A 22,694-nucleotide genomic window follows, 5' to 3' on the forward strand; every position below is an offset into this window, starting at 1 on the left:
ATCGGAGAGAGTGGTCACCTGGGCCTCCTACCTGTGTGGGAAACCCCAAGGTAGGAGGCCGGTGTTGCGTCGGTGCTGCGCCCGGTGACCCGTCCGTCAACTCTCGCTCACGATCGCCCGGCCGGGCGGTGAGGTCCACGAACGTCCAGGTCAGGCGGCTTTCGCACCCCAGCTGTCTTCGAGCATGCGGGGCTTGCACGCCGCCCACGCCGAGATCAGGACCACGACGACGGCGACACCGAGCAGCGCGAACGGCGCGCCCCAACCGCCGGTCGACTCGTGCAGTACGCCGAACAGCAGGGGCCCGACGCACGCGACGGTGTAACCGATGCCCTGGGTGAATCCGGACAGCGCGGCGGACCCGGCGTGCGTCCGGGTGCGCAGGTTGATCAGCGTCAGCGACATCGGGAACGTGCTGGGGCCGAGGCCGATCACGACCACCCACAGGATGGGCGCCGCCATCGGCGCGAGGAACAGGCCGGTGAATCCGATCGCGTAGGCGAGCGCGCAGCCCACGACGATGGGGAACGGGTTACGCATCCGGGCGCACACGCTCGGCGCCGCGAACGCCGCGATCAGCCCCATGAACGAGAACACCGCAACCATGCTGCCGCCGAACGATTCGCTCGCCCCCGCCTCGGTGAGGATCTTCGGGATCCACGTGAACATCGAGTACGTGATCAGGGATGTCATCCCGAACATGCCGGCCATGCCCCAGCCGACGGGCGAACGCCACGGGCGTCCCGGCGCGTGCGACTCGGCGGGCAGCGCCGCCGCGGCGGCGGCGCCGCCGACCTGCTTGCGCCCGCGGGCGAGGATCATCAACCACGGCGCGGCAGCCGCGAAGCCCAGCAGCGACCAGACGCCGATCGAGATCCGCCAGTCGAACGCGTCCGCGAGCGGCACCGCGACCGTGGCGGGCAGGATCGTGCCGATCTGCACACCGGTGATGTAGACCGAACTCATGAGCGCCAGCCGGTCGCCGAAGTACCGCTTGACCAGCGGCGGGATCACGACGTTGCCGATACCCATGCCGCCGAGGGCGAGTGCCGACAACGCCAGCAGCGACCACGTGTCCGACACCATCGCGCGGGTGAGCATCCCGACGCCGGCCATCATCATGCCCAGCAACGCGGTCCATTCGAGCCCCAGCCGACGCGCGATGGCCGGAGTGAGCAGGCCGAAGACCGCGAACATCGCCGTCGGGACCATGCCGAAGACGCCGACCACGGTGGACGAGAAGCCCAGTTCCGAGCTGATCTGGTCGGCCAGCGGCGTGAACGAGGTGACCGCCGTTCGCAGCACCAGCGCCGACATGGCGATCGCGGCGAAGACGAGTACCCGGCCTGCCAGGAGCGGTTGTGGCCCGCGCGGGGCCGTGGCGATGGATCCCGCGGAGCGGGAACTGCCTGCAGGCGCGGTCATGTACTGCCTCGTTCCGTGATCGATCGGAGAAAATTCGGGAGCGCTCTCGCCGGGGCTTTGGCACTCGACCAGATAAATCATAGGATGACCGGATGAAAGAGGGCAAAGCATAATTCGTGTGACGCCCGTCTACCCGCAGGAGCTCCGTTGCAACCCGTTCGCCGCAGCACCCTGATCACGCAGGTGACCGACCAGCTCCGGGACGAGATCCGCTCCGGCAAGTGGCCGGTCGGCTCACGCATCCCCACCGAGCCGGAGCTCTCCGAACTCACCGGGACCGGTCGCAACACGGTGCGCGAGGCCGTCCAGGCCCTCGTCCACACCGGACTGCTCGAACGACGACAAGGGTCGGGCACGTACGTGCTCGCGGCCTCCGAAGTGAGCGGCACGCTGGGCAAGTACTTCGCCGGCGCGCACGAACGCGACGTCCTGGAACTGCGCCAGTCGCTCGACGTGACGGCCGCGGGACTCGCCGCGCGTCGGCGCGACGACCAGGACATCCGGAACCTGCGCGCCCTGCTCGCCGCCCGCAGCGAGGCCTGGCACGGCAGCGATCTACGCACGGCGATCACGGCCGACATCGCATTGCACCGCGGCATCGTCGCCGCCAGCCACAACCGCGTGTACCTCGAGTTCTACGACTCGCTGCTCCCCGCGATCGAGGAGACGGTCACCAAGCACGCCTCCGCGACGGGCGCCGCATTCCACGACGAGCACAGCGAACTGGTAGAGGCGGTCATCGACGGCGACAGCGTGCGCGCCGTCGCGGCGGCCCGCTGCTTCTTCGACGAACTGCTCGCGGGCTACGCCTAGACCCGGCGGCAGCTGGGGTCGGTGTGGCTAGAGGATCAGCCGCACCAGATCCGCGGTCCGCAGCAGACCGGGCAGCGCGTCGGGCGTCGAGCGCGGATGCAACGCATGGACGGAGAGCCGGAAGAGCAACGCCCGCAACAGCATCTGCGGCCACTCGGGTAGATCTTCCCAGCGCCCGATCAACCCCTCGTCGGCGCCGCCCCACGACAGTGCGTCGACGACGACCACACCGGCCGCCCACGCGGCGGGACGCCAGTACGGGGTGATGTCGGTGACGCCGGGCGCGGCGCTGCCGTCGAACAGCACGGTGCCGAACAGGTCTCCGTGCACGAGCTGGTCCGGGGACCGCACGGGCTTGCGCAGGGTCGCGAGCTGACCGATCACGTCGACGCTGCGCTTGGCATCGGGAGTGAGGTCCTCGAGCGCCCCCGCCGCACGGGCCGTCCGCAGCGGGACCGTTTCCCACGCGGCCCGATCCGCGGCGACGAAGACGTCGACGTCCGCCCACGGCGCCACCGGCGGCTGGGCGAGGAATCGAGGTCGCTCGAGCTGCGCGGTCGCGGCGTGCAGGCGCAGCGACAACGACACCACCTCGTCGTGCCGAGGCTCGGACGAGCCCGTCAGGAAGGTGTCGGCGCGCCAACCGGAGACGACGTAGCGGCCGTCGGTGGCCCGCACCGGGCGGGCGAGGCGCACCGCGTCGACCGCGAGCGTCTCGCGTACCTTCGCGGACCACGCCGCGCGTGCATGATCGGCTACCGCCGACAGCACGACGTCACCGCAGCGCCAGCCGCCGTCCCAGTCGGCACCCAACGCGACCGGCTCGACCTCACGGAGACCGAACGTGGAACAGACGTGCTGGGGCGGTTGCGTAGAGCTCACGGCCGTCAGGCTACCGCCGCAGACCGTCCGTTTCGGTGAGGCTCTCCGAAGGCCGCGCTGATTGGATCCGTGGGGACGTTCAGTAGACCGGGAGGGACGGGTCGACCTGGTTCGCCCATGCGACGACCCCGCCCTGCAGATGCACCGCGTCGGCGAACCCGGCCTTGCGGACCGCGGCCAACGCCTCCGCCGAGCGGATGCCGGTCTTGCAGTGCAGCACGATCCGCTTGTCCTGCGGTAGTTCGGAAAGGGCCTCCCCCGACAGGATCCGGTCCTTGGGGATCAGGGTCGCGCCGGGCAGGTGCACGATGTCCCATTCCACCGGCTCCCGCACGTCGACGATCGCTATATCGGCACCCGCGTCGAGCAGCGCGCGCAGTTCGCGCGGGGTGATCGTGGCGTCGCGCTCGGCCTCGGGAACCGACGTCACCCCGCAGAACGCGTCGTAGTCGACGAGTTCGGTGACGGCCACCCGGTCGGGGTCGCGGCTGAGCCGCACGGTCCGGTAGTTCATCGCGAGAGCGTCGTAGATCATCAGCCGGCCCAGCAGCGACTCCCCGATGCCGGTGATCAGCTTGATCGCCTCGGTCGCCATGATCGACCCGATCGACGCGCACAGGACGCCGAGCACGCCCCCCTCCGCGCACGACGGCACGGTGCCCGGCGGCGGCGCCTCCGGATACAGGTCGCGCAGCGTGATGCCGCGCCCGTCGGGGGCGGCGTCCCAGAACAGCGACACCTGCCCCTCGAACCGGTAGATCGACCCCCACACGTACGGGCGCCCGGCCAGCACGGCGGCGTCGTTGACGAGGTAGCGCGTCGCGAAGTTGTCGGCGCCGTCGAGGATCAGGTCGTACTCGCCGAAGAGTTCGACGGCGTTGGACGCGTCGAGCCGGAACTCGTGCAGGCGGACGTCGACGTGCGGGTTGATCTCCACGATCTTCTCCCGCGCACTCTGCGCCTTGGGCCGTCCGACGTCGGCGGTGCCGTGGATGACCTGACGCTGCAGATTCGACTCGTCGACGACGTCGAAGTCGACGATGCCGATCGTGCCGACACCCGCCGCCGCGAGGTACATCAGCGTCGGCGAGCCCAGCCCGCCCGCTCCGATGACCAGCACGCGGGCGTTCTTCAACCGCTTCTGTCCCGTCGTACCCACGTTCGGGATGATCAGGTGCCGGCTGTAGCGGGCCACCTCGTCGCGGCTCAACTCCGCCGCAGGCTCCACCAGAGGGGGAAGCGGACTCTTCGCGGACACCACACGCTCCTGAACTCGACCGGTCAACGCTCGTCGTCCAGCCTAGGCGGTCGGCAATCTCACCTCGAGGTCGCTCAGGTCGGACACCACGACGTCCGCACCGGCCTCCCGGAGCGCGTCCGCATGATGAGCACGGTCGACGCCCACGACCACCCCGAAGCCCCCACGCCGGCCCGCCTCGACGCCGGCCAGCGCATCCTCGAGCACCACGCACTCCGACGCGGACAACCCCAGTCGCCGAGCGCCCTCCAGGTACGTGTCGGGCTCCGGCTTACCGGCGAGCGCCAAGCGGTCGACGTCCACGCCGTCGACCCGGGCGTCGAACAGGTCGGTCAGGCCGGCCGCGTCGAGCACGCGGACCGCGTTGCGGCTGGCGGTCACCAACGCGACCGGCACGCGCGCCGCTCGCAGTCTCCGGACGAGTGCGACGGTGCCGGGGAACGCCTCGACCCCGTGCTCCTCGAGTTCGTGACCGAACATCGCATCCTTGCGGGCCGCCAGTCCGCACACCGTGTGCTCGGTCGGGGGATCCGACGGCCGGCCGTGCGGGATGTCGATCGAGCGGGAGGCCAGGAACGACGCGACGCCGTCGACGCGTGGCCGGCCGTCCACGAACTGCAGGTAGTCGTCGGACGTGAAGGGTGGTTCGCCGCGGCCCCGTTCGGCCAGGAATCCGTCGAACAGTCGCTTCCATGCCCGTTCGTGCACGCGTGCGGTGTCGGTGACCACGCCGTCCATGTCGAACAGGAATCCCGCGCACACGGCGTCCCCGATGCGGGCGGCTCCGGCGGCGGTCACGGTCGGTCCTCAGCCTCGGGGGTACGGCCAGGGATTGAAACGGCACACCTTGCCGTCCATCGGGACGACGCCCTCCGGGTCGAGCTTGGCGATGTCGTTGTTGGCGGTGCCGAACGACTGCTGCATCATCACCGGCGCGAGCCCGCCGTCGGTCTCGCACGGCTGATGCGCCTGGTACCCGATGGCGTGCCCCACCTCGTGGTTGATCTGGTACTGCCGGTACGAACCGATGTCGCCCTGGAAGGCGGTGGCGCCGCGCACCCAGCGGGGCTCGTTGAGCACCACCCGGTCGATACCCGGGTTGAAGCAGGACACCTCGAGCTGGATGTCGTAGCCACAGGCCTCGCGGATCGTCATCTGCGAGGTCAGCGAGATCCGGAAGTCCGGCCCGTTCCCGTTCTTCAGTAGCGGATCGGTCGCGTCGACGCGCCGGAACGCGAATCGCGGATCCCGTGTCCAGCTCTTGGGGTTGCCGAGCGTCTGGTCCACCATCCGGCCGAACGCCTCGTCGCCGCCCAGACCCGCCGTGTCGATTCCGTCCTCGACCTCGACGCTGTACGTGAACACGCGCTCGGTGCCCTGCCCGACCTGGCCGGTCGTGCCGGGCACCACGTGCCAGGTGCCTGCTCCCGTGGCGGTGAACGGCCCGCCGTCGGGCAGCGCACCGGCGGGCACGGTGTCGGCGAAATTGCCGTCCGCGAGGGGCGGGACGCCGACGATGTCGGTGCCGTCCTCGTGGCTGAGCACACCGAATCCGGGGTCGTCGGAGGCCGCGGAGTCGGAATCACCGATCCCGCGGACAGCGTCGACGAGCACCAGCACCGTGACGATCAGGAGGACCGGGATCGCGTAGGCGCGCCACCCGTACATCGAGACGAACCTGCCGAGTTTGCTCTGCTTGCGGACGTCCCGCTCGGGTCGTGGAGCCCGGGGACGACCGATGTTCCGGCGGGTCGGATCCCACAGCGCGCGCAGCGGCTCGTGCGGATCGGGTACCCGGCCGGGGTCGATGCCGGAGGCCCGGTAGTCACCGGATCTCGGGTCGTCGGACGCCTCGGGAACTGTGCCCCCCAGGCGCGGTCCTCCTCGGTCAGTCACCCCGCCAGAATCTCACAGACCGCCCGACGGTTCACCCGGCGCGCCGGAAATCCGGAGGGCACGACCCCCGTGTGTGAGGTGCCCCACCGGCCGCTGCACAGCTCCCGCGCCACCCCGCACCGTCACCGCCGGCGGGCGACCGCTCACCGCGCCGCCGTGTCCCGCGTGGGGAATCCTGGAATACTCGCAGACAGGGGGCGTGACGGTGCCCGGCACACGGCGCGTCGACGACAAGTTCAGTACAGCGAAATAGGCCGAGAAGCGTCCGGGTATCGTGCAAATGATTTATCTTGCCCCGAGGCGTTCGTGAGAGGTCGGACACCGAACGAAGCGGGGCTCTTTGTGCAGATTGGGAGCGACATGACTGAACTCGCGGATCGGACACACTCCGATCGCGCCGCCACGACCGCAAACGGTCAGGGCACCCGCCGCAACACCCGGCTACCCCGGGACGCGCGGCGTCTTCAGTTGCTCGCGGCCGCCAGCGAGGTCTTCGTCAGCCGCGGCTACCACGCCGCCGGCATGGACGAGATCGCCGAGTGCGCCGGCGTGAGCAAGCCCGTCCTGTACCAACATTTCCCGGGCAAGCTGGAGTTGTACGTCGCGGTGCTGCAGAGCTACGTCGACACCCTGATCTCGGGAGTGCGGCAGGCACTGCGGTCGACCACCGACAACCGGCAGCGCGTCCGGGCGGCCGTGCAGGCATTCTTCGACTTCGTCGACACCGACACCCAGGGCTTCCGTCTGGTGTTCGAGTCCGACCTGATGGGCGAGCCCCAGGTGGCACGTCGCGTCGAGCAGGCCACCGAGGCCTGCGTCGATGCCGTGTTCGACCTCGTCGCGCACGACTCGGGACTCGATCCGTACCGCGCTCGAATCCTCGCCGTCGGCCTTGTCGGCGCGAGCCAGTTCACCGCACGGTACTGGCTCGAGGCTGCGCGGCCGATCCCCAAGGAGGAGGCGGTCGACACCACCGTCGCTCTGGCCTGGGGTGGCCTCTCCCACGTGCCGCTGCACGCGGAGACCAAGTAGTCGGTCCGCCGACGAGCGAAGGGCGCGGAGTCTTCGAAGACTCCGCGCCCTTCGCGTACATCCGGATCTAGCTGGTCGGCGCGAACCCGACCTTGCGGCTGTCGGACGGACCGATCTCCACGTAGGTGATCCGCGCTGCCTGGACGAGGAACTTGCGTCCCTTCTCGTCGACGAGCGAGAGCACACCGCCCGCGTCTCCGAGCGCCTTCGTCACGTGCGCCTCCACCTCGTCGGGCGTGAGGACGCTGTTGACGACGAGCTCACGCGGGCTGTCAGTTACACCGATCTTGACCTCCACGGTCAACCTCCGAACTCTCCGAGCGCTTGAAGCTGTCCCGGCCAGGTTAATGCAGCGCTGCCCGCCCGGGCCTGCCGCGACGCTGTGCTGAGAGCGAACAGCGCGCTCAGACCAGGCCCAGCACCGCCATCCGCTCGGCGTGCTTCGCCTGCATGTTGTCGAACAGAGCGGCGACGCCGTTGAGGCTGCCGGTCGCCGTCATCACGAGGTCGGTGAGGTCCTCGCGGCGGGCGAGGACGAACTGGGCCTGCGTGATCGCCTCCCCGAGCAGCCGGCGACCCCACAGCATCAGCCGGTCCTTCTCGCTCTTGCTCGCGGCGACCGCGGCACGAACCTCCTGCACGACGAACTCCGAGTGGCCCACTTCGGCCAGCACCTCGCGGACGATCCCGCCCACCGTGGGATCGAGCGAGTGCGCGATCTCGAGGTAGAAGTCGGCCGCGATGCCGTCACCCACGTACGCCTTCACGAGCGACTCGAGCCACGTCGAGGGGTCCGTCGACGCGTGGTAGGCGTCCAGGGCACGAACGAACGGGTCCATGGCCGCGTACACCTCGATGCCCCGGTCCGTGAGCGCCCTGTGCAGCGTCTCGAAGTGACCCATCTCGGCGGCGGCCATGCTCGCGAGCGCGACCCGTCCCTGCAGCGTGGGAGCCATCCGGGCGTCCTCCGCCAGGCGATAGAACGCGGAGATCTCGCCGTACGCGAGAACTGCGAACAACTCGGCCACACCCGGGTGGTCGGCAGCGATGGCGGGCACGGACGACGTCGGTGAATCGGCTCCCATGACGCCACAGCCTAATCCGTCCTGTGACGTACCCCCGGGAGCGACAGGACTCGCCCGGATACGTGATCTGCGCCATCAGGTGTCGGGCGTGACGGGGTGGGCCGCTACAATTGTGTCGGGAGACCGATATTTCCGCGCTGGTCCCGGTACCGGAGCACGACATCCGGAGTGCCGAATTCGAGTTTGGATTCGAACGATTCGGGCGCGAAACGGATACGGACTCCCGAAGATAATGTGCGCGCACCTGATCGACGGCGCTCGCCGCGTCTCGCCGAGATCCACGCGATCTCCGCGCTGAGACGGAGGCTGGGCCACCGCACAAGAGGGCACCGACATCGGCCGACTTACGGCCTGGCCCCTTACCTCGTGCGTGCGTGCCGATACGAGGAAGGCCAGTTCCCTGAGCAAGATCACGATCGACCACGAAGACAGTAACCACGCAGCAACCGAGACCACGCTGTCCGCGCAGCTGGACGAGACGCACACCCCGCCGACCTTCGGCGAGCTGGGCGTCCGCGACGAGATCGTCAAGGCGCTCGCCGAGATCGGCATCGAGCGCACGTTCGCCATCCAGGAGTTGACGCTCCCCCTCGCCCTCGCCGGCGACGACCTCATCGGTCAGGCCCGCACCGGCATGGGCAAGACGTTCGGCTTCGGTATTCCGCTCCTGCACCGGGTGTCCACCGCCGATTCCGGCACCACCCCGCTCGACGGCACACCCCGCGCCCTCGTGATCGTGCCGACGCGCGAGCTGTGCGTCCAGGTCACGCAGGACCTCGAGAACGCATCGAAGTACCTGAAGTCCGGCGAGAAGAACCTCGAGGTCCTGTCGATCTACGGCGGCCGCCCGTACGAGCAGCAGATCGACGCGCTCCGCAAGGGCGTCGACGTCGTCGTCGGTACCCCGGGCCGCCTGCTCGACCTCGCCAACCAGGGTCACCTGATCCTCGGCAAGGTCGGCGTCCTGGTCCTCGACGAGGCCGACGAGATGCTCGACCTCGGGTTCCTTCCCGACATCGAGCGCATCCTCGGCATGGTGCCCGACAAGCGGCAGACGATGCTGTTCTCGGCCACGATGCCGGGCCCGATCATCACGCTGGCGCGCACGTTCCTGACGCAGCCGACGCACATCCGCGCCGAGGAGGCGGACTCGTCCGCCGTCCACGAGCGGACCACGCAGCACATCTACCGCGCCCACGCACTCGACAAGGCCGAGATGGTGGCCCGCGTCCTGCAGGCCGACGGCCGCGGCGCGACGATGATCTTCACCCGCACCAAGCGCACCGCGCAGAAGGTCGCCGACGACCTGAACGAGCGCGGGTTCAACGTCGGTGCCGTGCACGGCGACCTCGGCCAGATCGCCCGCGAGAAGGCGCTCGCCGGCTTCCGCAGCGGCAAGGTCGACGTCCTGGTGGCCACCGACGTCGCGGCCCGCGGCATCGACATCGACGACGTCACGCACGTCATCAACTACCAGTGCCCGGAAGACGAGAAGACCTACGTGCACCGCATCGGCCGCACGGGTCGCGCCGGTCGCACCGGTATCGCGATCACGCTCGTGGACTGGGACGACGTCCCCCGCTGGCAGCTGATCGACAAGGCTCTGGCTCTCGGTGTGCCCGACCCGGTCGAGACCTACTCGAGCTCGCCGCATCTGTACGAGGACCTCGGTATCCCCACGGACGCAAAGGGTTCGATCCGCAAGCCGCGCGCCGAGCGTCCGGCCAAGGAGCACAAGGACGCCCCGGCGGCCGAGAAGTCGGAGAAGTCGGACGCTCCCAAGCGTTCGCGCCGCCGCACCCGTGGCGGTAAGGCCACCGACGGTTCGGCGTCGGCCGCCGCGACCGCGACGTCCGGCGAGAAGACCCCCGAGGTCGCCTCGTCGACGACCGACGAGGCCGGCTCCGCGCCGCGTCGCCGTCGTCGCCGCCGTCGTCCCGCATCCGCCGAGGGCGCACCGGCGCAGACCGACTCCCAGCCCGTGAGCGTCACGGCAGCCGCCGAGTAGTTCGGGGTAACCTGCCACCTGTGCTGGCACCCGAGCGTCGTACCCGTCTGGACGTCGCCGTCGCCGCGACCATCGCGATCGTCGTCGCGGTCGCCGCGGCGGTGATCTGGATTCGGAGCGACGCTCGGGGTACCACCTCGGTGACCGCGGATGCTCCCGCGTCCACGGTCGACACTCCCCTGTCCCCGCCCGCGTCGCTGACCGAGATCTGGCGTGCCGCGAGCCCGGAATCGGCCGCCCCCATCGTCGCCGACGGCACGGTTGCGACGGCCGACGGCGGAACGGTTCTCGGGCGGGACCCCGTCACCGGCACCGAGCGGTGGCGGTACCAGCGGGACATGCCGCTGTGCGGCGCGATCGGAGCCTGGAACACGGTGGTCGCGGTCTATCGCGATCAGCGGGGCTGCAGCCAGGTCACCCAACTCGACGGAGCGACCGGACAACGTGAGGCGCAGCGTTCCAGCGACGCCGACGACACGGTCACCCTCTCCTACGACGGCACGTACGTGGTGTCCCGCGGCTCGGAGCGGATGGAACTGTGGCGGTCCGACCTGGTCCGCACGCTCGAGTTCGGACGGGTCGACGCGCCGATCAACCCCGGCAAGCAACCGCGCCCCGACTGCTCCCTGAAGTCGGCGGCAGCCGGCGGCACCCGAGTGACCGTGCTGATGAACTGCCCCGGCGAGGCCGGCGACCGGATCAGCGTCCTCGACGCAGCCCCGAAGGACAATCAGGAGCCGCAGGAGGCAGGCTCGACGCTGCTGACCGGGCCGGGCGCCGACACGTCCGGGGCCCGGCTCGTCGCGGCGTCCGGCGACCGCACCGCGGTGTACCTGCCGGCCGGACCGATTTCCGAGGCCCGCATCGCCGTGGTCGACGGCGAGGGCACCGAGATCGCGTCGCACCCCGCCACCACCCCGGTCGCCGACGGCGCGACCGCCGCCCGCAACGGTTCCGTCTTCACGTGGTGGACCGGTACCGAGCTCATCGCGCTCTCCACCAGCGAACTGGCGCCGAAGTGGACGATGACCGGCGCTCTGGGCCCCGGCGCGATCATGGCCGGATCACTGCTGGTTCCGGTACCCGGCGCGATCGCCGTCCTCGATCCCGCCACGGGCACCGAGCGGGCGCGGATTCCCGTAACCCGAGACAGTGACGCCGGCCCGATCGCGACATCGGTCCTGGGCGACATCGTCCTCGAGCAACGCGGCGACGAGGTCGTCGCGCTGCGCTGAGTCACGCGGGCACGGTCAGGCAGTTCCCTCGTACGGCGAGAAGGTGACGAGCTCGGCGTCACCGGTCCAGTGCGCCGAAAGATGATGCGCCAGTTGACGATACGCCTCGCCACCCTTGTTCTTGCGTCCCGCTAGGACCGTCGCGCCGGACGCCGACGCCTCCGCGAACCGCACCGTCCGAGGAATCGGCGGGGCCAGCACCGGAAGGTCGTAGCGATCCGAGACGTCGGACAGGACGTCGCGGCTGTGCGTGGTGCGCGCGTCGTAGAGGGTGGGCAGCGCACCGAGCAGAACCAGGTCGGGATTGGTGATCTGTTGGACCTCGGACACGGTCCGCAACAACTGCCCCACGCCACGGTGCGCGAGCGTCTCGCACTGCAACGGCACCAGAACCTGTTGCGCCGCGGTCAATCCGTTGAGGGTGAGCACCCCCAGCGACGGCGGGCAGTCGACGATGATCACGTCGAAGTCGTCGAGCACCGGCGCGAGGGCACGCTTGAGCGCGAACTCACGGCCCGGGCGCATCAGCAGCAGCGCCTCCGCGCCCGCGAGGTCGATGGTTGCGGGGAGCAGCTTCACGCCGTCGTCGGTGTCGAGCAGCACGTCCGCGACCGGGACGTCGCCCGTGAGGACGTCGTGCACCGACGCCTCGAGCCGATCGGGGTTGTGCCCCAACGAGAATGTCAGACATCCCTGCGGGTCCAGGTCCACCACCAGCACCCGCCGGTCGAGATCCACGAGCGCCGCCCCCAGAGACGCGACCGTCGTGGTCTTGGCTACCCCACCCTTTTGATTCGCTACAGCCAGTACCGTCGTCACGGCCTAGATCCTTGCGTACTCGAGGCCCGAAGGCGAGGGTTCGAGCGCACCCGGCATGATTGATTCCATGACCCCACGCGAGCGCCGACTGGTTCTGCTGCGACACGGGGAGACCGAGTGGGCGCGCCTCGGCCGGCACACGAGCACCACCGAGGTCCCTCTCACCGAGCGCGGCGCGGCCCAGGCCCGGGCGGTCGGCGCGCAGTTGACCGAACTCGCGCTGGACGATCCGCTCGTCGTCACCAGCCCCAGACGCCGGGCGCACGTCACCGCAACGCTCGCCGGGCTGACCCACGACCGTCACTGGGACGCGTTGACCGAGTGGGACTACGGCGAGTTCGAGGGCCTGACCACCCCCGAGATCCGCGAGCAGGTCCCCCATTGGACGGTGTGGACCCACCCCTGCCCGGGCGGCGAGACCCACGAGATGGTCGGCTCCCGAGCCGACATGGTGGTGCACACCGCCGAGGCGGCTCTCGCGGACCGCGACGTCGTGCTGGTGGGACACGGCCATTTCATGCGGGCTGTGATCGCGCGCTGGGTGGAGCTGCCCGTGACCGAGGGGCGACGTTTCCTACTCGATCCCGCCGCGCACACGGTCCTGTCCTACGAGCACGGGTTCCGCACCATCCGAGCCCACAACGTGACCCCGAGAGAAGGCCTCCAGTGAGTGAATCGACGCGCCAGACCGCGGTGATCCGTCGTGCGACGCCCGCCGACGTCGACGCCGTCACCCGCTTGATCTACGAACTCGCCGAGTACGAGAAGGCCCGGCACGAGTGCACCGTGGTTCCCGAGCAGCTCGCCGCCGCTCTCTTCGGCCCCGAGCCCGCGGTGTTCGCCCACGTCGTCGAGGTGCCGACGCCGGAGGGGCCGACGGTCGTGGGGACGGCCATCTGGTTCCGAAACTTCTCGACGTGGGACGGCGTGCACGGGATCTACCTGGAGGATCTGTACGTCACGCCCGAGCACCGGGGTGCCGGCTACGGCACGGCGCTGCTGGCGACGCTCGCCGAGGAGTGCGTGACGAAGGGATACACGCGGCTGTCGTGGTCGGTGCTGAACTGGAACACGCCGTCGATCGGCTTCTACGAGTCACTCGACGCGGTCGCCCAGGACGAGTGGACGACCTACCGGCTCACCGGCGACCCGCTGGCGGCTCTCGCCGCCCGGGTGTCGTGATCGGCCGCCGCGCTCATTCCTCGTCTGCGTCCGGAGCCCCGTAGGCCTCGGCCATCCAGCGGGAGGTGCTGCCGGCGAACAGCATCGCCAGCGCCGCCAGCACCACCGCGCCGAGCAGGACGCCCCAGAACCAGCGGTGCGAGGTGAGCACGTACCACGTGACGGGCAACAGCAGCAGCTGCGCCATGAGGGCGATCGTTCGGCCCCAACGCTGACCACGCAGCAGTGCGACGCCGGCCGCCAGTACGGCGCCACCGAGAATCAGGAACCAGGCGGCGGTGCCGTAGCCGCTCGTGACGCTCTGGTCGGCACCGAGCAGACCCCGCACCACCAGGAAGATCGCGAAACCGACGGCAACCGCGCCTTCGAGGGCGACGAGCACGCCGGCCCGCCGGACCGTGCTGGGAGTCGGGGTGGGTGCAGGCTGATTCGACACGCAGCCAGCCTATACATCGACCGGACCCGGCTAGGCTGATGCCCCGTGCGCGCGCTGCTGATCGTCAACCCCAACGCCACCTCGACCACTCCCGCGGGACGAGACCTCCTCGCACACGCGCTGTCGAGTCGGGTCCGCCTCGACGTCGCGCACACCACCCACCGCGGACATGCCGGCGAACTGGCGGCGCAGGCCCGCACCGACGGGGTCGCGTTGATCATCGTCCACGGCGGCGACGGCACGGTGAACGAGGTGGTCAACGGTCTGCTCGGCGAGCCGCACCCCAGATCCATGCGGTCCGTTCCGATCGGGCCGATACCGCTGGTCGCGGTGGTCCCGGGTGGATCGGCGAACGTCTTCGCCCGCTCGCTGGGCATCGAGCCCGACCCGGTCGACGCCACGAATCAGCTGATCGACCTCCTGGCCGCGCGCCGGCGCCGGACGATCGGCCTCGGTCACTGCGACAACCGCTGGTTCACCTTCAATGCGGGGATGGGCCTCGACGCGCAGGTCTGCGAAGCCGTCGACAAGGGCCGCAACAACGGGCAGGCGGTGACGCCGGGGCGCTACGTGCGTCACGCCGTCCGCGCCTTCTTCCGAGCGAAGTGCGAGGAGCCGACTCTGACTGTCGAGGTCCCGGATCGCGACCCCATCGACGGCATCCACTACGCGTTCGTCTCGAACTCGACACCGTGGACGTACCTGAACAGGCGTGAGGTGCACACCAACCCGGGAACCGGCTTCGACACCGGCCTCGGCCTGTTCGCGATGCGCACGATGCGCGTCTTTGCCAGCCTTCGCGTAGTTCGTCAACTACTTTCGGCCGGATTATCGCCTAAATCACATTCATTGATTCGATTCGACGACGTTCCGCAAATCCATATCCGTTCGAGTTCCCCCATCGGGTTGCAAATGGACGGCGACTATATCGGCCTGCGAACCGATGTGACATTCGTCGCCGTGCCCGACGCACTCGAGGTCGTGGCCCCCGCGCCGCGCTGATCCGCGCGGCGCCCAGGATCCCCCGCAGAGGCACCGCCGCGGCCCCGTTCCACTGAATCGAACGACCGATCGGGACCCCTCAGCCGTCCGATCGGCCACCGCGCTGGACCCAAATGTCCAGATGGGGTGCGCAAACCCGCAGGTGGGTGTAGAAAGGACGAGGGCCCACATAGGGGAGCCTAACCGAGTGAGCTTGCCCACGGTGCAACCGATTTCTATTGACTTCCCCTGGGTTCGTGAAAGCATTCACAAGTAACAGCGCTGAAACTTCCAAGTAAGCGCCCATGAACTTGTGAATACATAACGGTGCACATTGCACCCAGTTAAGGAGTAGAAGGATGGACTGGCGTCACACTGCAATCTGTCGCGACGAGGATCCCGAACTGTTCTTCCCCGTGGGAAACAGCGGTCCGGCCCTTGCGCAGATCGCTGATGCCAAGGTTGTCTGCAACCGTTGCCCCGTCACCGCCGAGTGCCTGTCCTGGGCCCTCGAGTCCGGCCAGGACGCCGGCGTCTGGGGCGGCATGAGCGAAGACGAGCGTCGCGCCCTCAAGCGCCGCAACGCCCGCACGCGCGCACGCACCGCGGTCTGATACGGCTTTCGCAGGAGGGCCCGGCACCTATCGGTGCCGGGCCCTCCTGCTTTCCACGCGTTTCGTGACGCGAACGTAAGAAAGGTCGGTCAGCCGCGCGGTGAGCGGCGGCCCAACGGCACCCGCAGCACGGCGTCGGTTCCGCCGTCCGGCGACGGGTGCAGCCCGAGGGACCCACCCAGTTCGGCGCCCACCAGGGTCCGCACGATCTGGAGCCCCAGACGGTCCGACTTCTCGAGACTGAATCCCGGCGGCAGTCCACGGCCGTCGTCGTGGATGACGACGTCGAGCCAGCGCGCGGAACGGTCCGCCCGCAGATACACCGTTCCCGACTCCCCCGGCTCGAAGGCGTGCTCGATCGCGTTCTGCACGAGTTCCGTCAGCACCATCACCAAAGGCGTCGCCCGCTCGGCCGAGAACACCCCCAGACTGCCCTCCCGCTCGATCTTGATCGGCATGTTCACCGACGCGACGTCGGCGAGGATCGGCACGAGGCTGTCCACGACCTCGTCGAGGTCGACCTCCTCGTCCACCGACATCGACAACGCATCATGAACCAGCGCAATGGAAGTCACGCGGCGGACCGACTCGCTGAGCGCCTGCCGCGCCTCCTCGTTCTCGGTCCGGCGGGCCTGCAGTCGCAAGAGCGCGGCGACCGTCTGGAGATTGTTCTTGACCCGGTGGTGGATCTCGCGGATCGTCGCGTCCTTGCTCAGCAACGCGCGGTCTCGCCGCTTGACCTCGGTGACGTCGCGGATGACCACGGCAGCGCCGACCACCTGACCGCGCGGTTTGAGCACGAGCGCCCGGAGCAGGACGGTGGCTCCGCGGGCCTCGATCTCCATCCGGTGGCCGAGCCGACCGCCGAGCGTGCCGCTGATGTAGTCGGCCACTTCCTGCGACTCGAACGGGTCGTTGATGAGCGAGCGCGTCGTGGACGCCAGGTCCTTGCCCACCAGATCGGTGTTCAGCCCCATGCGGTGATACGCCGACAGCGCGTTGGGGCTCGAGTAGACGACGCGGCCTGCGGGGTCGAGACGGATGAAACCGTCGCCCGCGCGGGGGCTCGAATTGGTGTCCGAGCGCGTCTCGGGATTGGGGAACGTCCCCTCGCTGATCATCTGGCACAGGTCCGCCGCGCAATCGAGATACGCGATCTCGAGTGGGCTCTGGGCACGCTGCTGCGCCAGATTGGTGTCCCGGCTGAGGACGGCGATCACCTCGCCGTCGCAGCGCACCGGGACCGCCTCACGACGGAGCGGGGTTCCCCCGCGCCACGTGCGGTCGACCTCGCTGACGATCTCGCCCTCGACGAGTGCCCGCAGTACCTGCGGGTGCTCGGACTCCGAGACCACGGACCCGACGGCATCGTCGGGAAACGCCGTGGAGGCGGTCGTCGGCCGGCACTGCGCGACGCACACGACGGTCCCCGGCATTGCGCCGTCGTTGCCCTCCGGTCGTTCGGTGGCCACCCACAGCAGGACATCGGCGAAGGACAGGTCCGCGAGCAACTGCCATTCGCCGACCACCTGCTGCAGGTGGTCTACCGCGTTACCGGGAAGGTCGGTGTGCTCGGCGAGCAGGTCGCTCAGGGTCGACATGTGCCAGGCTCCGAATCGCTTCTCTGGTTCAGCCGATGGTGGCGATCAGATCGCCCTGCTGGATGACGTCGCCTACCTTCACGTCGACGGACGTCACCTTGCCGGCGACCTCGGCCAGAACGGGGATCTCCATCTTCATGGACTCGAGGATCACCAGGGTGTCGCCCTCGTCGACCTCTTCGCCTGCACTGACAACGACCTGGTAAACGGTCGAAACCATCTCGGCGCGCACATCTTCTGCCACCTGGCACCTCACTGTTCGTGGACGGTCGCGGACCAGCCAATGGAACCACAGCCAACCACACGTGAAACACTAGGACGAACCCGAGTTCGAACAGAGAAGGAGCTACTCATGGGTAAGCGTGGTCGTAAGAAGCGCAGCCGCAAGGGCAACGCCGCCAACCACGGCAAGCGTCCCAACGCCTGAGTAAGGCTGTAGACGAGAATCGGGGGCCGGCAAGCCACAGCTTGCCGGCCCCCGATCGTCGTATCGGACCAGGTCAGCGGTCGGTCTCGCGATCCACCACCGGTCCGGCGTCGCTGACGACCACCGTGCGGCGGATCTCGATCGACAGGCGTTCCCGGAGCCCGGCGGGTGCATGATCCCCGCCACACTTGCGCCCGATCAGTCTCTTGACCTTCTCCTCGATGCCGTACGCCGCGAAGCATGCACCGCAGGTCTCGAGGTGGTGCTCGATTCGCGCTCGGGAATGCTCGTCGCACTCGCTGTCGAGCAGCAACCACACGTCCGCGATCACCGCCGAGCAGTCCAACTGCTCGAACTCGTTCTCCCCGGTCACCGAGTAACCTCCTGCTCCGCCTCGACCTCAGTGCTGCGCCCGGCGGCGTCGACGGCGCCCCCGCGGTTGAATCCACGTTCCCGCGCGACATCCGCGAGCAGACCCCGCAACTGCTTGCGCCCGCGGTGCAGTCGGGACATCACGGTGCCGATCGGCGTGCCCATGATCTCCGCGATCTCCTTGTAGGGAAATCCCTCGACGTCGGCGTAGTACACCGCCATCCGGAACTCCTCCGGCAGTTCCTGCAGGGCTGCCTTGATGTCGTCGTCCGGGAGGGCGTCGAGCGCCTCGACCTCCGCGGACCGCAGACCGGTGGAACTGTGCTCGGCCGTCGCGGCCAACTGCCAGTCGGTGATCTCGTCCGTCGGGTACTGCGCAGGCTGACGCTGCTTCTTGCGGTAGGAGTTGATGTAGGTGTTGGTGAGGATCCGGTACAGCCAGGCCTTGAGGTTGGTCCCCTCCTTGAACGAGCGGAACGCCGAGTACGCCTTGACGTACGTCTCCTGCACCAGGTCCTCGGCGTCCGCGGGATTGCGCGTCATGCGCAGCGCGGCACCGTACAGCTGATCGAGGAGCGGTAGCGCGTCACGCTCGAACCGCTCGATCAACTGGTCCTGGGACTCCGGCCCATCACCCGCAGATTCGTTCGCGGGTTCGTGATCGTCCAGCACACTGATCCCTTCGCTAGCCGTAGGGGTCAAGGCTACCGCCAACCCCGGGGCCGTCGAGGGATGCGTCTCGGTCACGAAACCGACCGTCGTCGATCCGGTCACGGTCTCCGGACGAACCCGTTCTGCACACAACACCGGCACGTACCACTCCCTTCGCTGATGCAGCGTCTCGCGAGGTATCAACAGCACGGGGCGAGAGTCTGTTCCCGGACCGCTCTAGAGTCAGTGCTCATGGCCGGAACATCGACTCCCGCAACGAAGCTGCTCGACAAGGAGAAGGTTGCGCACCGGATCCACTCGTACGACCACGACGCCCGCGCGGCGTCGTACGGCGACGAGGCGGTCGAGTCGCTGGCCGGACAGCTCGGGGTCGAACCGGGACAGATCTTCAAGACGCTCGTCGTCAAGACCGACACCGGCAAGCTGGCGGTCGCGGTGTTGCCGGTGCCGTCGAAGCTGTCCCTCAAGGCGGCCGCCGCGGCGTTGGGCGCGGGCAAGGCCGTCATGGCCGAGCAGTCCGACGCGGAGAGGTCCACGGGGTACGTGCTGGGCGGAATCTCGCCGCTCGGCCAGCGCAAGCGCCTCCCCACGGTGGTGGACGCGTCCGCGCTCACGTGGGATCGCGTGCTGTGCAGCGCGGGCCGCCGGGGGCTCGAGATCGAGGTGGCTCCGCAGGACCTGGTGCGGCTGGCGGGCGCGGTGGTCGCGGAGATCACCACCGGCTGACGCTCCCGCCGAGGAATCTGTGGGCGGCTCCCGCTGTTGCGCTGTGGGAAGAAACTTCGACGAACGAAAGACGGTGCCCGGCGTGTCTGATCTCTCCCTGCCCATCTCGATCCTCGACCTTGCCCACATCGGTACCGACGAGAGCGCCGCCGACAGCTTCCGGGCGAGTGTGGAGATGGCCCGCAACGCGGAGCGGTGGGGCTTCGAGCGGATCTGGTACGCCGAGCACCACAACATGCCGGCGATCGCGTCGTCGGCGACGAGCGTGCTGATCGCGCACGTCGCCGCGCACACCGAGCGGATCCGCCTCGGTTCGGGCGGCATCATGCTGCCCAACCATGCTCCGCTGACGATCGCCGAGCAGTTCGGCACCCTCGCCGAGCTGCACCCCGGCCGCATCGACCTGGGTCTGGGCCGCGCCCCCGGCAGCGATCAGCAGACGATGCGGGCGCTGCGCCGCGACCCGAGCTCGGCGGAGTCGTTCCCGCAGGACGTGCTCGAGCTGCAGGGCTACCTGACCGGGCCGTCCCGGGTGCCGGGCATCGAGGCGACCCCGGGCAAGGGCACGAACGTGCCGCTGTACATCCTGGGTTCGTCGCTGTTCGGTGCCCAGCTCGCGGCCGCACTGGGTCTGCCGTACGCGTTCGCGTCGCACTTCGCCCCGGCCGCGTTGGACGACGCGCTCGCGATCTACCGCCGCGAGTTCCGCCCGTCCGCACAGCTTGCCGAGCCGTACGTGATCGCCGCCGTCAACGTGATCGCCGCCGACACCGACGAGGAGGCGCAGCGGCAGTTCCTCGAGACCAAGCGCAAGCGGGTCGGGCTGTTCGTCGGACGCGGGCGCACCTTCACGCCGGAGGAAGCGGACATGATCCTCGAGTCGCCCGCGGGCCGGCAGGTGCTGGCGATGGTCCGGTACACCGCCGTCGGCACGCCGACCGTGGTGGGCGACTACCTCGACCGGTTCGCCGCGCAGACGGGCGCCGACGAGCTGATGGTGGTGTCGTCGGCCACCGAGCGCTCCGCGTGGATGCGTTCGCTGGAACTGGTTGCCGACGTCGCCGGCCTCACGGCACGGCAGCCGCTCACAGCAGGCTGATCTGCTCCCCTGCCCGGTCGCCCACATCGGGCGCCAGGAGGTCGGGGCCGTTGTTGCGGACGCTGTTCACCTTCGGTGACACGCGCCGGATCTCGACGGCCGCGGCCTCCTCGAGGCTCGGCCGGATCAGGTCGGGATGACCGAGGCTGTCCGGATCCAGCCAGGCGTCCCAGCGGTCCCGCGGCAGGATCAGCGGCATCCGGTCGTGCACGTTCGCGAGCTGGTCCACCGACTCCGTGGTGAGGATCGTGGTCGACAGCAGCGGCGCCTCCCGCGGAGCCTGCGGGTCGTGCCACACCGACCACAGCCCCGCCATGAAGAGCGGCGCACCGTCGCCCCGGGACATGTAGTACGGCACCTTCACGGCCTTGCCGTCCGCGGTCGGCTCGGTCTGCCACTCGTACCAGCCGTCCATCGGCACGAGGCACCGCTTGAACCGCAGCGACGTCTTGAACGCCGCTTTGGTGGCGACGGTCTCGGACCGGGCGTTGAACAACGGCGCACCCTTGCCCGGCTCGGTCGCGTACGACGGCACCAGTCCCCAACGCATCCGCCGGATCCGGCGCCGCACCGGGCTGTCGTCGTCGCCCCGGTCGTGCCGCGCGACGACCGTCAGCACCTGGGTCGTGGGCGCGACGTTGTAGTCCGCGGTCCCGGAATCGGTCTCCCCCGTCTCGTTCACGGCGTCGAGTTCCACCGCGAGCGTCGCGGGGTCGGCCGTCGTCGCATACCTGCCGCACATGCCTCCATGCTGGCACGGATCACCGACACGTTCCGTCATGAGAGAAGATGGACCGGTGAGTCGTGAGAGCCTGTGGAGAGCGCCCCGAGCCGAAGCCCCCGTGGATGCGTCCGTGACGCTGCCCGGATCGAAGTCGATCACCAACCGGGCGCTGATCCTCGCGGCGCTCGCGTCGGGACCGTCCACCATCACCGGCGCTCTGCGCAGCCGCGACACCGATCTGATGATCCAGGGCCTGCGCGCGCTGGGCGTCGCCATCACCGCCACCCCCGACGCCGCGACCGGCACCACGCTGCATGTCGTGCCCGGCCCGATGACCGGCGCCGCGGTGGACTGCGGGCTCGCCGGCACCGTGATGCGGTTCCTGCCGCCCGCCGCCGCCCTGGCCGAGGGCACCGTCGCCGTCGACGGCGACGAGCAGGCCCGCACCCGGCCGCTGGGCACGATTCTCGACGCGCTGCGCGGGCTCGGCGCCGACATCGACGGTGACGCGCTGCCGTTCACCGTGCACGGTCACGGTGGCCTGCGCGGCGGGACGGTGACGATCGACGCCTCCGGCTCGTCGCAGTTCGTGTCCGGGCTGCTGCTCTCGGCAGCCCGATTCGACGAGGGTGTGACCGTCCGGCACCAGGGCGGCTCGCTGCCGTCGATGCCGCACATCGACATGACCGTCGAGATGCTGCGCGAGGCAGGCGTCACCGTCCACACGCCGGGCGAGAGCGGCGACGCCGACACCTGGAAAGTGTTGCCGGGCAAGATCGATCCGGTGGACTGGGTCGTCGAGCCCGACCTGTCGAACGCGACGCCGTTCCTGGCCGCGGCCGCCGTCACCGGTGGCACCGTGCGGGTGCCGCTGTGGCCGTCGCGCACCACGCAGCCGGGAGATGCGATCCGCGGAATCCTCGCGGAGATGGGCGCCGACGTCCGACTCGAGGAGGGCGTGCTCTCCGTAACCGGGCCGAAGACGTTGCGCGGCATCGACATCGACCTGCACGACATCGGCGAACTCACTCCCACCGTCGCGGCGCTGGCGGCCCTCGCGGACGGCCCGTCGGTGCTGCGCGGCATCGCGCACCTGCGCGGCCACGAGACCGATCGGCTGGCGGCGCTCGCCACCGAGATCGGCAAACTGGGCGGCGCGGTCACCGAGACCGCCGACGGCCTGCGCATCGAGCCCCGACCGCTGCACGGGGCCCAGTGGCACTCGTACGCCGATCACCGGATGGCCACCGCCGGCGCAATCCTCGGACTCGTGGTCGACGGCGTCGACATCGAGGACGTCGGCACCACGGCGAAGACGCTGCCCGGGTTCGAGAACTTGTGGACGGCCATGCTCGACGAGACACGGTCCGCGTCGGGACCCGCCGAGCAGGAGGCGCTGTCCTGAGC

The 22,694-nt window shown here is 69.3% G+C and carries 26 protein-coding genes; 12 read left to right on the forward strand and 14 right to left on the reverse strand.

Annotated elements, in window-relative coordinates; translation table 11 throughout:
- Positions 1-150: 150 nt before the first annotated feature.
- Positions 151-1,317, reverse strand: coding sequence for an MFS transporter (locus C7H75_RS17290; protein WP_044991362.1), 1,167 nt, complete (start codon positions 1,315-1,317; stop codon positions 151-153).
- Between the two features lie 255 nt (positions 1,318-1,572).
- On the opposite strand from C7H75_RS17290, the gene C7H75_RS17295 reads away from it, so the two are divergent.
- Positions 1,573-2,238 (forward strand): FadR/GntR family transcriptional regulator, encoded by a 666-nt coding sequence (locus C7H75_RS17295; RefSeq protein ID WP_013416713.1) that lies wholly within the window; start codon positions 1,573-1,575, stop codon positions 2,236-2,238.
- 27 nt (positions 2,239-2,265) lie between these two features.
- Here the strand turns inward: C7H75_RS17295 and C7H75_RS17300 are convergent, their stop codons facing one another.
- From C7H75_RS17300 to C7H75_RS17315, 4 genes are all read right to left on the reverse strand, one after another.
- Complete coding sequence (locus C7H75_RS17300) at positions 2,266-3,120, reverse strand: TIGR02569 family protein (RefSeq protein WP_005518784.1); 855 nt, start codon at positions 3,118-3,120, stop codon at positions 2,266-2,268.
- A 79-nt stretch (positions 3,121-3,199) separates the two neighbouring features.
- Positions 3,200-4,378 (reverse strand): adenylyltransferase/sulfurtransferase MoeZ, encoded by a 1,179-nt coding sequence (gene moeZ, locus C7H75_RS17305; protein ID WP_044991363.1) that lies wholly within the window; start codon positions 4,376-4,378, stop codon positions 3,200-3,202.
- Positions 4,379-4,420: 42 nt separating this feature from the next.
- Positions 4,421-5,176 carry a beta-phosphoglucomutase family hydrolase gene (locus C7H75_RS17310; protein ID WP_013416715.1) on the reverse strand — a complete coding sequence of 252 codons (756 nt, stop codon included), beginning with the start codon at positions 5,174-5,176 and terminating at the stop codon, positions 4,421-4,423.
- Positions 5,177-5,185: 9 nt separating this feature from the next.
- Positions 5,186-6,274 (reverse strand): DUF3152 domain-containing protein, encoded by a 1,089-nt coding sequence (locus tag C7H75_RS17315; RefSeq protein WP_013416716.1) that lies wholly within the window; start codon positions 6,272-6,274, stop codon positions 5,186-5,188.
- A 360-nt stretch (positions 6,275-6,634) separates the two neighbouring features.
- Between C7H75_RS17315 and fasR the strand changes: the two genes are divergently transcribed.
- A complete protein-coding gene (gene fasR / locus C7H75_RS17320) occupies positions 6,635-7,306 on the forward strand; it encodes an HTH-type transcriptional activator FasR (protein ID WP_013416717.1) in 672 nt (223 codons plus the stop codon).
- A gap of 67 nt (positions 7,307-7,373) precedes the next feature.
- Here the strand turns inward: fasR and C7H75_RS17325 are convergent, their stop codons facing one another.
- Together C7H75_RS17325 and C7H75_RS17330 are read right to left on the reverse strand one after the other, a co-directional pair.
- A complete protein-coding gene (locus C7H75_RS17325; protein ID WP_022597096.1) occupies positions 7,374-7,604 on the reverse strand; it encodes a DUF3107 domain-containing protein in 231 nt (76 codons plus the stop codon).
- Positions 7,605-7,710: 106 nt separating this feature from the next.
- Positions 7,711-8,391 carry a ferritin-like fold-containing protein gene (locus tag C7H75_RS17330; RefSeq protein ID WP_005518776.1) on the reverse strand — a complete coding sequence of 227 codons (681 nt, stop codon included), beginning with the start codon at positions 8,389-8,391 and terminating at the stop codon, positions 7,711-7,713.
- A 370-nt stretch (positions 8,392-8,761) separates the two neighbouring features.
- Between C7H75_RS17330 and C7H75_RS17335 the strand changes: the two genes are divergently transcribed.
- Positions 8,762-10,399 (forward strand): DEAD/DEAH box helicase, encoded by a 1,638-nt coding sequence (locus C7H75_RS17335; protein WP_081120612.1) that lies wholly within the window; start codon positions 8,762-8,764, stop codon positions 10,397-10,399.
- A 20-nt stretch (positions 10,400-10,419) separates the two neighbouring features.
- Complete coding sequence (locus tag C7H75_RS17340; protein WP_081120613.1) at positions 10,420-11,634, forward strand: Rv3212 family protein; 1,215 nt, start codon at positions 10,420-10,422, stop codon at positions 11,632-11,634.
- Between the two features lie 15 nt (positions 11,635-11,649).
- Here C7H75_RS17340 and C7H75_RS17345 read toward each other — a convergent pair whose 3' ends face one another.
- Positions 11,650-12,453: a ParA family protein gene (locus C7H75_RS17345; RefSeq protein ID WP_013416719.1), complete on the reverse strand. Its 804-nt coding sequence runs from the start codon at positions 12,451-12,453 to the stop codon at positions 11,650-11,652.
- A 55-nt stretch (positions 12,454-12,508) separates the two neighbouring features.
- Here C7H75_RS17345 and C7H75_RS17350 point away from each other — a divergent pair, with 55 nt between their 5' ends.
- Together C7H75_RS17350 and C7H75_RS17355 are read left to right on the forward strand one after the other, a co-directional pair.
- Positions 12,509-13,123: an acid phosphatase gene (locus C7H75_RS17350; protein ID WP_106851633.1), complete on the forward strand. Its 615-nt coding sequence runs from the start codon at positions 12,509-12,511 to the stop codon at positions 13,121-13,123.
- Positions 13,124-13,146: 23 nt separating this feature from the next.
- A complete protein-coding gene (locus tag C7H75_RS17355) occupies positions 13,147-13,635 on the forward strand; it encodes a GNAT family N-acetyltransferase (RefSeq protein ID WP_106852033.1) in 489 nt (162 codons plus the stop codon).
- A gap of 13 nt (positions 13,636-13,648) precedes the next feature.
- Here C7H75_RS17355 and C7H75_RS17360 read toward each other — a convergent pair whose 3' ends face one another.
- Positions 13,649-14,071 (reverse strand): hypothetical protein, encoded by a 423-nt coding sequence (locus tag C7H75_RS17360; RefSeq protein ID WP_005518768.1) that lies wholly within the window; start codon positions 14,069-14,071, stop codon positions 13,649-13,651.
- Between the two features lie 45 nt (positions 14,072-14,116).
- On the opposite strand from C7H75_RS17360, the gene C7H75_RS17365 reads away from it, so the two are divergent.
- Entirely contained in the window at positions 14,117-15,073 is a 957-nt protein-coding gene (locus tag C7H75_RS17365) for a diacylglycerol/lipid kinase family protein (RefSeq protein ID WP_106851634.1), read from the forward strand.
- Positions 15,074-15,411: 338 nt separating this feature from the next.
- Positions 15,412-15,666 (forward strand): WhiB family transcriptional regulator, encoded by a 255-nt coding sequence (locus C7H75_RS17370; RefSeq protein ID WP_005518766.1) that lies wholly within the window; start codon positions 15,412-15,414, stop codon positions 15,664-15,666.
- Between the two features lie 89 nt (positions 15,667-15,755).
- Here C7H75_RS17370 and C7H75_RS17375 read toward each other — a convergent pair whose 3' ends face one another.
- Positions 15,756-17,267, reverse strand: a complete 1,512-nt coding sequence (locus C7H75_RS17375) for a sensor histidine kinase (protein ID WP_106851635.1) — start codon at positions 17,265-17,267, stop codon at positions 15,756-15,758.
- A gap of 28 nt (positions 17,268-17,295) precedes the next feature.
- Positions 17,296-17,547: a biotin/lipoyl-binding carrier protein gene (locus tag C7H75_RS17380; RefSeq protein WP_106851636.1), complete on the reverse strand. Its 252-nt coding sequence runs from the start codon at positions 17,545-17,547 to the stop codon at positions 17,296-17,298.
- 72 nt (positions 17,548-17,619) lie between these two features.
- Between C7H75_RS17380 and C7H75_RS26490 the strand changes: the two genes are divergently transcribed.
- Entirely contained in the window at positions 17,620-17,694 is a 75-nt protein-coding gene (locus C7H75_RS26490; protein ID WP_022597109.1) for a 50S ribosomal protein bL37, read from the forward strand.
- A 73-nt stretch (positions 17,695-17,767) separates the two neighbouring features.
- Here C7H75_RS26490 and rsrA read toward each other — a convergent pair whose 3' ends face one another.
- On the reverse strand, positions 17,768-18,067 hold the full coding sequence (rsrA, locus tag C7H75_RS17385) for a mycothiol system anti-sigma-R factor (protein ID WP_005518761.1): 300 nt from the start codon (positions 18,065-18,067) through the stop codon (positions 17,768-17,770).
- Positions 18,064-18,735, reverse strand: coding sequence for a sigma-70 family RNA polymerase sigma factor (locus C7H75_RS17390; RefSeq protein WP_175271684.1), 672 nt, complete (start codon positions 18,733-18,735; stop codon positions 18,064-18,066). Before C7H75_RS17390 ends, rsrA begins: the two co-directional genes overlap by 4 nt.
- Positions 18,736-18,969: 234 nt before the next feature.
- Here C7H75_RS17390 and ybaK point away from each other — a divergent pair, with 234 nt between their 5' ends.
- On the forward strand, positions 18,970-19,464 hold the full coding sequence (gene ybaK / locus C7H75_RS17395) for a Cys-tRNA(Pro) deacylase (protein WP_013416724.1): 495 nt from the start codon (positions 18,970-18,972) through the stop codon (positions 19,462-19,464).
- 73 nt (positions 19,465-19,537) lie between these two features.
- Positions 19,538-20,563 carry an LLM class flavin-dependent oxidoreductase gene (locus tag C7H75_RS17400; protein ID WP_106851637.1) on the forward strand — a complete coding sequence of 342 codons (1,026 nt, stop codon included), beginning with the start codon at positions 19,538-19,540 and terminating at the stop codon, positions 20,561-20,563.
- Here the strand turns inward: C7H75_RS17400 and C7H75_RS17405 are convergent.
- Entirely contained in the window at positions 20,550-21,305 is a 756-nt protein-coding gene (locus C7H75_RS17405; protein ID WP_106851638.1) for an SOS response-associated peptidase, read from the reverse strand. The genes C7H75_RS17400 and C7H75_RS17405 overlap by 14 nt on opposite strands.
- 37 nt (positions 21,306-21,342) lie before the next feature.
- Here C7H75_RS17405 and aroA point away from each other — a divergent pair, with 37 nt between their 5' ends.
- Positions 21,343-22,692, forward strand: a complete 1,350-nt coding sequence (gene aroA / locus C7H75_RS17410) for a 3-phosphoshikimate 1-carboxyvinyltransferase (RefSeq protein ID WP_069856627.1) — start codon at positions 21,343-21,345, stop codon at positions 22,690-22,692.
- The last annotated feature ends 2 nt before the right edge of the window (positions 22,693-22,694 follow it).

This window comes from Rhodococcus (subgen. Prescottella) equi, from assembly GCF_003013675.1.
Taxonomy (GTDB): Bacteria; Actinomycetota; Actinomycetes; order Mycobacteriales; family Mycobacteriaceae; genus Prescottella; species Prescottella equi.